General features: G+C 39.5%; 9 protein-coding genes and 2 tRNA genes. 4 read left to right on the top strand and 7 right to left on the bottom strand.

Annotation, left to right across the window (positions count from 1 at the left end; all coding sequences use genetic code 11):
• Nucleotides 1-15 precede the first annotated feature (15 nt).
• From KUG63_RS09515 to KUG63_RS09485, 7 genes are all read right to left on the bottom strand, one after another.
• Nucleotides 16-91, bottom strand: a tRNA-Val gene (locus tag KUG63_RS09515).
• A 17-nt stretch (nucleotides 92-108) separates the two neighbouring features.
• Nucleotides 109-381 (bottom strand): HU family DNA-binding protein, encoded by a 273-nt coding sequence (locus tag KUG63_RS09510; protein ID WP_015005755.1) that lies wholly within the window; start codon nucleotides 379-381, stop codon nucleotides 109-111.
• 218 nt (nucleotides 382-599) lie between these two features.
• Nucleotides 600-3,011: an endopeptidase La gene (lon, locus tag KUG63_RS09505; protein ID WP_015005754.1), complete on the bottom strand. Its 2,412-nt coding sequence runs from the start codon at nucleotides 3,009-3,011 to the stop codon at nucleotides 600-602.
• Between the two features lie 125 nt (nucleotides 3,012-3,136).
• Complete coding sequence (clpX, locus tag KUG63_RS09500; protein ID WP_020932726.1) at nucleotides 3,137-4,414, bottom strand: ATP-dependent Clp protease ATP-binding subunit ClpX; 1,278 nt, start codon at nucleotides 4,412-4,414, stop codon at nucleotides 3,137-3,139.
• Between the two features lie 124 nt (nucleotides 4,415-4,538).
• Nucleotides 4,539-5,159 (bottom strand): ATP-dependent Clp endopeptidase proteolytic subunit ClpP, encoded by a 621-nt coding sequence (gene clpP, locus KUG63_RS09495; protein ID WP_015005752.1) that lies wholly within the window; start codon nucleotides 5,157-5,159, stop codon nucleotides 4,539-4,541.
• Between the two features lie 24 nt (nucleotides 5,160-5,183).
• Nucleotides 5,184-6,491 (bottom strand): trigger factor, encoded by a 1,308-nt coding sequence (gene tig / locus KUG63_RS09490; protein WP_020932727.1) that lies wholly within the window; start codon nucleotides 6,489-6,491, stop codon nucleotides 5,184-5,186.
• A 46-nt stretch (nucleotides 6,492-6,537) separates the two neighbouring features.
• Nucleotides 6,538-6,622, bottom strand: a tRNA-Leu gene (locus tag KUG63_RS09485).
• 96 nt (nucleotides 6,623-6,718) lie between these two features.
• Between KUG63_RS09485 and KUG63_RS09480 the strand changes: the two genes are divergently transcribed.
• From KUG63_RS09480 to KUG63_RS09465, 4 genes are all read left to right on the top strand, one after another.
• Entirely contained in the window at nucleotides 6,719-7,585 is an 867-nt protein-coding gene (locus tag KUG63_RS09480; RefSeq protein WP_287554987.1) for a CPBP family intramembrane glutamic endopeptidase, read from the top strand.
• Nucleotides 7,586-7,654: 69 nt separating this feature from the next.
• Nucleotides 7,655-7,903 carry a FeoA family protein gene (locus KUG63_RS09475; protein ID WP_073024241.1) on the top strand — a complete coding sequence of 83 codons (249 nt, stop codon included), beginning with the start codon at nucleotides 7,655-7,657 and terminating at the stop codon, nucleotides 7,901-7,903.
• Nucleotides 7,900-10,257 (top strand): Fe(2+) transporter permease subunit FeoB, encoded by a 2,358-nt coding sequence (feoB, locus tag KUG63_RS09470; protein WP_287554986.1) that lies wholly within the window; start codon nucleotides 7,900-7,902, stop codon nucleotides 10,255-10,257. The genes KUG63_RS09475 and feoB overlap by 4 nt, the downstream gene beginning before the upstream one ends.
• The gene (locus KUG63_RS09465) at nucleotides 10,254-10,481 is read left to right on the top strand and encodes a FeoC-like transcriptional regulator (protein ID WP_015005747.1); all 228 of its coding nucleotides are present in this window, start codon (nucleotides 10,254-10,256) and stop codon (nucleotides 10,479-10,481) included. Before feoB ends, KUG63_RS09465 begins: the two co-directional genes overlap by 4 nt.
• Nucleotides 10,482-10,494 lie beyond the last annotated feature (13 nt).

Genomic DNA, 10,494 nt, shown 5'->3' with positions numbered 1-10,494 from the left:
ACTACCACTCCTAAATGGTGGGTGCTGAGGGGATCGAACCCCCGACATTCGCCTTGTAAGGGCGACGCTCTCCCAGCTGAGCTAAGCACCCCAAGAACAGAAGAGGCGCTAGTTTACAGAGTCTTTTAAAGTTTTGCCAGCTTTAAATGAAGGAATTTTTGAAGCTTTAATTTGAATCGTTTCACCCGTTTGTGGATTGCGGCCTGTGCGTGCAGAACGCTCTTTTACAGAGAAGGTACCAAAGCCAATAAGTGAGATTGAGTCACCGCTTTTAAGTGCACTACTAACAGAAGAGATAGTGGCATCTAATGCGCGGCCTGCGTCAGCTTTAGTAAGTCCTGATTCTTCAGCGATTGCATTGATAAGGTCTGATTTGTTCATAAATTTTCCCCAATAGGATGATTAAATAATTTTTAAAGTTAATTTTTTTTGTTACTGGTGTTTAGAGCGGCTATATCTACCTCACTATTCACTCAACAGGAGATTTTATATCCTTTCCCCCCCACCAGTGTCAAGCTTCAGAAGGTTTTTATGACTATATTTTTTTAAAGCATACCTTCAATTAATTTACTTGCCTCAATTAAATCAAACACTTCAGCTTAATGTGCGGTCACCGTTTTATTTTTTGCAGGTTTACTTTTTTTGTCATCTTTTTTTGTTAACTTTTCACTTCCTTTCAATGGTGTCGGGGACCGTTCAAGCGCGACTTCCAGCACCTCATCAATCCAGCGGACAGGGATTATCGTTAAATTTTGTTTAATATTAGCCGGCATCTCTATTAAATCTTTTTCATTTTGGTGTGGGATTACAACCGTTGTGATTCCACCGCGAAGAGCTGCTAACAATTTTTCTTTAAGCCCACCGATCGGTAACACCTCACCTCGAAGCGTAATTTCCCCTGTCATAGCCACATCAGCTAACACAGGAATACCCGTTAAGGATGATACTAAGGCCGTACACATACCGATACCTGCACTTGGACCATCTTTAGGCGTTGCTCCTTCAGGAACATGTACATGTATATCGTTCTTTTGATAAAAATCAGCTGGAACACCTAACATTGCAGCACGACTTCTAACCACTGTTAAAGCAGCTTGAATAGATTCTTGCATAACATCACCTAACTTACCGGTAAGTGTTAACTTGCCTTTACCTTCGCTAATAGCTGATTCAATTGTTAGTAATTCACCACCAACCTCTGTCCAAGCCAAGCCAGTTACTTGCCCAATTTGATTTGTTTCTTCGGCTTTACCAAAGTCAAATCGCCTAACCCCTAAGTATTTACTAAGGTTACGCGATGTAACATTGATTCGCTTCTTAGGTTTGCTCAGTAAAATGTCTCTCACTACTTTTCGACAAATTTTAGACATTTCTCTGTCGATATTTCTAACTCCAGCCTCACGCGTATAATAACGCACCGTATCTCTAATCGCTGATTGGCTTACGTGCAATTCCGACTCTTTCAAACCATTATTTTTTAATTGTTTGGTAATGAGGTAGTTCTCTGTGATGTTAATTTTCTCATCTTCGGTATAACCAGCGAGGTTAATCACTTCCATACGGTCCAACAGGGGACCCGGTATATTCATGCTATTTGCAGTCGCGACAAACATAACATCAGACAAATCAAAATCCACTTCTAAGTAATGATCGTTAAACGTACTGTTTTGTTCTGGATCAAGCACCTCAAGTAAAGCAGAAGCAGGGTCGCCTCTGAAATCCATTGCCATTTTGTCTATTTCATCAAGCAAGAATAAAGGGTTTTTTGTTTCAACTTTTGATAAGTTTTGTAAAATTTTACCTGGCATTGAACCAATGTATGTACGACGATGCCCACGTATTTCAGCTTCATCTCGCACACCACCTAAAGACATTCTTACAAACTTACGGTTCGTCGCACGAGCAATAGATTGCCCCAAGGATGTTTTACCAACACCTGGAGGCCCAACCAAGCAAAGAATTGGCCCTTTCATGTTTTTAACCCGTTGTTGAACAGCCAAGTACTCTAAAATTCTTTCTTTTACTTTCTCTAGCCCATAATGGTCAGCATCAAGCACTTTTTGTGCGGCAGCGAGATCATGCCTAATACGCGTACGTTTTTTCCACGGCACATTAACCATACAATCAATGTAATTACGTATAACACTGGCTTCAGCTGACATCGGGGACATCATTTTTAACTTGCTCAGTTCTGATTCAGCTTTTTCTTTTGCTTCTTTTGACATCCCTGCATCAGCTATTTTCTTTTCGAGTTCATCTATTTCATTTGAACCTTCTTCCATGTCACCCAATTCATTTTGAATGGCCTTCATTTGCTCACTCAAATAATACTCGCGCTGATTCTTTTCCATTTGTTGCTTAACCCGGCTACGGATTTGTTTTTCCATTTCCAGAATATCAACTTCACCTTCCATCAATAACAGCAAATGTTCTAAACGTTCGCGAAGGTTATATGTTTCCAATATTTTTTGTTTTTCTTCAACTTTCAACACCATGTGCGCTGACATAGTATCTGCAAGACGGCCAGAGTCTTCAATACCAGATAATGAGGTTAATACTTCAGGTGGTACTTTTTTATTTAACTTCACATAGCTTTCAAAGGCGGAACTAACGGTCCTAATTAGCACATCCATTTCTTGCTCTTCAAGGTCTACGGCATCTTCCAGCAAACTAACATCTGCACCAAACAATTTTTCATTGGTATAAATCTTATCAATATTAACTCGCTGCTCACCTTCCACTAAAACCTTTACCGTTCCATCAGGTAACTTAAGGAGCTGCAAAATAGTGGCTAAGGTACCGACTTGATAAAGGTCACCCTCTTTGGGATCATCGTTATCTGGGTTTTTTTGCGCAACTAGAACAATTTTTTTATTATCTTCCATCGCAAAATCAATCGCCTGTATTGATCGATCACGACCAACGAAAAGCGGAATCACCATATGTGGGTAAACAACCACATCTCTCAGCGGAAGAATTGGTAAGTTTGTTAGATCTAGTTTTTCGTTCATTAGTTACCGCCTTAAAGAATTAAATTTAGTATTAGTAAGAATATCAGGGCACCGAACATTATTTTCAAGCCATAACTCATAAAAAAAGGCGCTTAAAGCGCCTTTTTTTCTCTTTGAAGTCTATTTTATTCCGATGATGCTACTTTTTTATCATTTTCATAAATAAACATAGGGTCAGACTCACCCCGAATAACCTTATCATCAATAACAACTTTACAAACATTATCTAGCGAAGGTAAGTCATACATTGTGTCTAGTAATACATGTTCTAAAATTGTCCTTAAACCACGAGCACCTGTTTTACGAGCCATCGCTTTCTTTGCGACCTCTCTTAAGGCTTCTTCTCTAAATTCAAGTTCAACCCCTTCCATTTCGAAAAGCCTTACATATTGTTTTGTTAATGCATTTTTAGGTTCACTGAGTATTTGAATTAATGCATCTTCATCTAGCTCTTCAAGCGTTGCTACAACAGGTAACCTGCCAACAAATTCTGGAATCAAACCATATTTAACAAGATCTTCCGGCTCAACATTTTGCAAAACATCACTAACATCTGGCGCTTCATTCTCGCTTACTACTTCAGCTGAGAAACCGATGCCGACATTTTTTTGAGAACGATCTTTAATAACCTTATCTAAACCGGCAAACGCACCACCAACAATAAACAAGATGTTACTGGTATCTACTTGTAAAAATTCTTGCTGTGGATGTTTTCTTCCACCTTGTGGAGGGACTGAAGCAACTGTTCCTTCAATTAATTTTAACAATGCTTGTTGGACACCTTCACCAGAAACATCACGTGTTAAAGACGGGTTGTCCGACTTCCGTGAGATCTTATCTATTTCATCAATGTACACGATGCCGTTTTGAGCTTTATCGACATCAAAATCACATTTTTGTAAGATTTTTTGAATAATGTTTTCGACATCCTCTCCAACATAACCCGCTTCAGTTAACGTCGTAGCATCAGCAATGGTAAAAGGAACATTTAACATTCTTGCTAATGTTTCAGCCAATAATGTTTTGCCTGAGCCAGTGGGGCCAATTAACAATACATTACTTTTTGCCAACTCAACATCATCAACACCTTTTGAGGCATTTAGACGCTTATAGTGGTTATAGACTGAAACTGATAAGATTTTTTTGGCCTGTTGCTGGCCTACCACATACTTATCTAAGGATTCTTTGATTTCAGAGGGTTTAGGTAATTTATCACCTGCGCCTGTCGCTTCATTCTCTTGAAGCTCCTCTTTAATAATATCGTTACAAAGCTCTACACACTCATCGCAAACAAAAACAGAAGGGCCTGCAATTAACTTTCTAACTTCATGCTGATTCTTTCCACAAAACGAGCAAATCAAAAGCTTACTATCATTCTCGCCATTGTCTTTATCATCACTCATACAAACCTCTTTTCTTTAACACTCATTATTAGGATTGACTGTTTCATTACACTTAATCTTTAGTTACATGCTATATACAGTATGCTAAAGATTATAAATCTGTCCAGTCCAAGCGCTAACTATTCTACTCTTCTATATTACGTGTTTTTAATACTTGGTCAATCAGGCCGTATTCAACGGCTTGTTGACTACCCATAAAGTTATCTCTATCGGTATCACCCTGAATAACATCTAATGGCTGGCCTGTATGTGAAGCCATAATTTTGTTTAAACGATCACGGATTAATAGAATTTCCTTCGCATGAATATCAATATCAGATGCTTGACCCTGAAAACCACCCAGCGGTTGGTGAATCATCATTCTTGAGTGTGGTAAAGCGAATCGTTTACCTTCAGCACCACCTGTCAACAATAATGCACCCATGCTGGCTGCTTGACCGATACACATAGTACTAACATCTGGTTTGATAAACTGCATCGTGTCATAGATAGACATACCTGCTGTGACTGAACCACCTGGTGAATTAATATATAGGTGGATATCTTTATCAGGGTTTTCAGACTCTAAAAATAGCATCTGAGCAACAATCAAATTAGCCATATGGTCTTCCACTTGGCCTACTAAGAAAATAACCCGTTCTTTAAGGAGTCTAGAGTAAATATCGTATGAACGTTCGCCACGTGCAGTCTGCTCAACCACCATCGGAACTAATCCAAGTGCTTGCGCCTCTAGTTTATTTTGCATCTTAACTCCCTTATTATCTGTCATTTATCCAGTTGCTTGAGTAGGTGCCATTAGCTCATCAAACGTTAACTGAGTTTCTGTTATTTTAGCCTTTTCTAACACCCAATCAACCAATTGGTCTTCTAATACAACGCTTTCAACTTTATTGCGCTCTTCTGGGTTAGAGTTATACCAATTGATAACTTCTTCAGGCGATTGATACATTTGAGCAAACTCTTCAATTCGTGCTTGTACTTTTTCAGCATCCGCTTTGATATCATTTTGCTTGATCATTTCAGACAATAGCAAGCCTAATTTAACGCGTTTAGCTGCTTGATCTTTAAAAAGCTCTTTTGGTAAATCCGGCTGTGCTGGTTGACCTGCCTGAGCTGCTTTTTCATTTAGCGAAGCAAGCATTTGATTAATTTCATTATCAACAAGTGCTTCTGGCACAGACACTTCATTGTTTTCAACAATTGCATCCATGACAATTTCTTTACGTTTAGTTGCTAATGCACGAGTTAACTCACCGCCCATATTTTTAGCAAGGTCTGCTCTAAAGTCAGCCACATCACCACTTTCCAAACCAAATTCCTTAATAAACTCTTCACTTATTTCAGGTAATTCGCTCTTTTCAACCTTATCCACTTCTACATCAAAAACCCCAACCTTGCCGGCAAAGTCAGCTTGTTGATAGTCTTCAGGAAAAGTCACTTCAAAACTTAATTTCTCACCAGTTTTCACGCCTTTTAAGTTTTCTTCAAACCCAGGTATCATGCTTTTTGAGCCAAGAACAACAGGGAAACCTTTAATAGGCTCTTCCGAGATAGGCTTATCACCTACTTTACCTTCAAAACTAACTGTTACTTGGTTACCGTCTTTAGCTTTGGTCTTAACTTCTTTCCAGCTTGCTTTTTGTTTTTGCAGCTTTTCAACCATATTATCTATATCAGACTCTGCAATTTCCACTACTGGGCTATTCAGTGATAAGTCTTCAACTGGGTTAACTGTAATCTCTGGATAGACTTCAAAGCTTGCTGAGAACTCATACCCTTCAACCTCAGTTTCATTAGCTTTAATAACAGGCGCACTGGCTGGGTTTAGCTTTTCTTCCATGATTGCTTTATAAAAAAAGCTTTGTGTTAACTCTGATAACGCTTCAGCGCGCACACTTGCGCCAAATTTCTTTTTGATAACGCTCATAGGAACCTTACCAGGTCTAAATCCATCAATCCGTGCGTTTCGTTTCACATCGTCATAACGCTTATTGATCGCCGTATCGACCTCTTCTTGAGGGACAACGATTGTTAATGTTTTTTTAATATCAGAAATAGATTCAACAGAAACCTGCATAATTATTCTCTAGTGTAGTTTATTGATGATTGTTCAAAAAAATAGATGGTGCGAAAGGAGAGACTCGAACTCTCACATCTTACGATACTGGAACCTAAATCCAGCGCGTCTACCAATTCCGCCACTTTCGCATTTTGGTTGGAAATAATGTGCGGTATCATACCGACTCTTTCAACATTTTTGCACTCCTTTTTGAATACAATTTTACTTAAATGTAAAAAAACCATATGAAAGCTACCTTATTTTTTGTTTTTTACTTCTTAACAGCCTCTGTTTTGGCTGCTTTAATCGCCTATCCATTATTTTTAGCGTTTGGCACAAATGAATATCGTTTTGAAAAATGGGTTACGCGCGCCGCCCTTTTATTTTTAATCTTAGGACTGATTCCATGTTTTAAGTTTTTTAAATTGAGTTTAAACGCCATTGGACACAATAATACCTATGGCAACTTCTTTAAAAAAACATCATTCGGCTTTATTTCTGGTCTGTTAATTCTTGGCGTTGTTGTGTTTACGCTGATCGTTCTTGATATTAGAGTACTGTCAGAAGATGCTCAATTCACATGGAGACTTGTTTCTAAAGCATTATTAGCCGGAATCGCCGTTGCTTTAATAGAGGAAACCTTATTTAGAGGGCTATTCTTCAAGCTAAGCCAACAATGGCACAACGGTTTTACGGCGGTTGTTGTTAGTAGTTTTTTTTATGCCATTTTGCACTTTATTAAACCCATTGAACATATTGATCAAAACCTTTTATATATAGGCACTGGTTTTGAAGTTATCGTTAATGCATTTAAAGCAGTTGCATTTATGCCGCTTGATGACTTTCTAGCGCTTTTTGTTGTTGGCGCTTTCCTTGCCCTAGTTCGTCTTCAGACACGTACTCTTGCTTATTGCATTGGTCTACATGCTAGCTGGGTTTTCCTCATAAAAATAACTAAAGAACTCACTGACCATAACTCCGCATCAAGCTGGACTTACTTAACTGGGCAATACGATGGCATAATTGGTATTCTTAGTTTTATTTGGATTAGCGTAATCATTTTTGCTTACCTGATCTATGTCATTAAACCTAAGTATCAACCGCATTCTTAATTCCACATCCTTGACATGACTCAATCATAGATTAGAATGGGAATCATTATCATTAACGTTTGAGATCACATGTCAAGTAACCAGGCATTAAACCAGTACGCTACTCTTGCTGATATTGAAATTGGCCAGGAAGTAATGCTGTGTAAAAATCAAATGGCTCATTCGTTAGAAAAAAAATTGCTAACGCTAGGCTTTTCTAAATTAATTCCCCTTCAGGTTACTCAAAGAAGCAAAGGTGGAATTATTGTCAGTATTGGAAATACTCGTATCGCTCTGAATGAAACCCTCGCAAAACAAGTAGTAATAGAAACATTATGACCAAGCAATGTTGCGAAGAAAATACGCCCGTACGCCCCTCTAATAAAAGCCCTGTCATTGCCGTTATTGGCAACCCTAACTGCGGAAAATCAACATTATTCAATGTTATTACGGGCATTAAACAAAAAACGGGGAACTGGCCTGGCGTTACAGTGGACCGTCGTGAAGGGCTTACTAAAGTTAACAACCAAGAGCTTGTTTTGGTCGACTTACCAGGTGTTTATGCGCTTGATAGTGACCGCGAGGCTCTTGATGAACAAATAGCTCGCCAATATATTTTATCCGAAGAGGCTGATGCACTTTTAATTGTTGCAGATGCAGCCAATCTAGAACGCAGCCTGTTCCTTACCAGTCAATTACTTGAAACCGGCATTCCAGCTGTACTTGCGTTAAACATGATGGATGTTGCCAAATCTCGTGGCATGAACATCGACCTAGAGGCTTTATCTAACGCTCTTGGCTGCCCTGTTTTTCCTATTGTTGCGCGTAAAAACCAAGGAATCACCTCACTTTTAGAAAGCATATTAACGGTAATTGATGAGCAGCCTAAGCATCACTTAAACATTGAATACCCGACTGCCGTTACCTCAGCTCTTGATGAAATTATTCCGACGTTAAATACGCAACGCAACTCCCCATTTATTCTACGATGGCATGCGCTTCAATGCTTAGAGGGGTACTTCTCCCCCACTACAACACAGCAAACCGAAGAAATTTGTGCTAGCCGACAGCTCTATATAAAAGATTCAACTGGAGAAGATGCAGATACTCTTATTGCTGCCAGCCGCTATGAATTTGCACATCAGCTAACCTCACAGGTAGTCAAGCAAGTCAAAAATATTCAACAAACATGGTCTGACCGAGTAGACAAAGTCATTCTTAGTGACTATCTCGGCTTACCTATCTTCTTTTTAGCCATCTACTTAATGTTCAGTATAACCATTAACTTTGGTGGCGCTTTTATTGATTTCTTTGACATTACCGCCAGCGCGCTGTTTGTTGATGGATTTAAAATTCAACTCCAGAATTTGGATTTTCCCAATTGGTTTCAAGTCTTACTCGCTGATGGTTTAGGCGGTGGTATCCAAGTTGTTGCTACCTTTATCCCCATCATCGCGACTCTCTATTTCTGTTTATCTATACTCGAAGACTCCGGCTATATGGCCAGAGCTGCCTTTGTTATGGATCGTTTTATGCGTAAGCTTGGACTACCCGGCAAAGCTTTTGTGCCATTAATTATTGGCTTTGGTTGCAACGTACCATCCATCATGGCTACACGTACCCTAGAAAAGCAACGTGACCGCATTATGACGGTGATGATGGCGCCGTTTATGTCGTGTGGTGCACGGCTATCTGTTTATGCCTTGTTTGCCGCAGCTTTTTTTCCTCAATCTGGGCAAAATATTGTTTTCTTACTATATCTATTAGGTATTGCAGCGGCTATTTTTACCGCACTGTTACTAAAAAGCAGCGTGCTTGAGGGTGAGTCTGATAGTTTTCTCATTGAACTCCCCCCTTACCACCGACCAGCCATCAAAAGCTTACTAATCCACACTTGGGAACGCCTAAAGGGTTTCGTATTAGAGGCTGGCAAATTTATCGTCATGATGGTCATGGTGATCAATATTCTTAATTCCGTTGGCACTGATGGCAGTTTTGGTAATGAAAACAGTTCAAAATCAGTCTTGAGTGAAGTCGGTAAAACATTCACACCTGCCTTTGAACCGATGGGAATCCAAGAAGAAAATTGGCCCGCCATCGTTGGTATTTTTAGTGGCTTACTCGCTAAAGAAGTGGTTGTTGGAACACTCGATGCAGTTTATTCAAATATTGAAGGCAACACCGACGATAACGACGAAAACTTTAGCCTTAAAAATAAGTTCTCAGAAGCTGTGACAACAACTAAAGATAATTTAAATGATGCGTTCCAAAACATGGGCGACCCGCTTGGTTTAAGGACACTTGATGCCAACGACAATCTTGATGAAGCCGCAACTGAGCAAGAAGTTAGCTCAGCTCTCTTTGGCACCTTGGTGAAATATTTTGATGGCAAAATTGGTGCCTTTAGTTATCTACTCTTTATTCTTTTATATGTCCCTTGTGTTGCTGCGATTGCCGCCGTTAAACGTGAAACAGGAACACGTTGGGCCTTATTTTCTATTTTCTGGAGCCTTTATTTGGCATACAGCATGGCGACTTCTTTCTATCAAATTGCGAACTTTTCAAGCCATCCAACACAAACACTGATTTGGTTATGTGTATTCATTGCTGGCTTTCTAGGAATATGGCTTACGCTTCGCCAACTTGGCCAGAAATTACTCGCTGTTGAACCAACACTGATTAAAGACGCATGATTTTATTAGAGGTCCGTGATTACTTACAAGCCGCACGAAGCGCTCCTGTTCGTGATTTGGCCTTACATTTCAAAATCTCTCAAGATGACGCCAAATCAATGCTCGAACACTGGGTAAAAAAAGGTTATGCAAAAAAACTTCCAGCTGGCTCACTTTGCCAAGGTGGTTGTAGAAGTTGTGACCCCGAGACAATAGATATCTATGAATGGACTGGCCCTCGCTAATCTTAATAAATAC

This window comes from Cycloclasticus sp. (genome assembly GCF_019090545.1).
Taxonomy (GTDB): domain Bacteria; phylum Pseudomonadota; class Gammaproteobacteria; order Methylococcales; family Cycloclasticaceae; genus Cycloclasticus; species Cycloclasticus pugetii.
Note: the sequence above shows the minus strand (reverse complement) of the source record. Positions and strands in the feature narration are given on the sequence as shown.

What these genes read in the sequence shown, in the direction of transcription:
- feoB (WP_287554986.1), top strand. Translation starts at nt 7,900, where the DNA reads ATGACCAAGCAATGTTGCGAAGAAAATACGCCCGTACGCCCCTCTAAT.
- clpX (WP_020932726.1), bottom strand. Translation starts at nt 4,414, where the DNA reads ATGAGTGATGATAAAGACAATGGCGAGAATGATAGTAAGCTTTTGATT.
- KUG63_RS09475 (WP_073024241.1), top strand. Translation starts at nt 7,655, where the DNA reads ATGTCAAGTAACCAGGCATTAAACCAGTACGCTACTCTTGCTGATATT.
- clpP (WP_015005752.1), bottom strand. Translation starts at nt 5,159, where the DNA reads ATGCAAAATAAACTAGAGGCGCAAGCACTTGGATTAGTTCCGATGGTG.
- KUG63_RS09510 (WP_015005755.1), bottom strand. Translation starts at nt 381, where the DNA reads ATGAACAAATCAGACCTTATCAATGCAATCGCTGAAGAATCAGGACTT.
- KUG63_RS09480 (WP_287554987.1), top strand. Translation starts at nt 6,719, where the DNA reads ATGAAAGCTACCTTATTTTTTGTTTTTTACTTCTTAACAGCCTCTGTT.
- lon (WP_015005754.1), bottom strand. Translation starts at nt 3,011, where the DNA reads ATGAACGAAAAACTAGATCTAACAAACTTACCAATTCTTCCGCTGAGA.
- KUG63_RS09465 (WP_015005747.1), top strand. Translation starts at nt 10,254, where the DNA reads ATGATTTTATTAGAGGTCCGTGATTACTTACAAGCCGCACGAAGCGCT.
- tig (WP_020932727.1), bottom strand. Translation starts at nt 6,491, where the DNA reads ATGCAGGTTTCTGTTGAATCTATTTCTGATATTAAAAAAACATTAACA.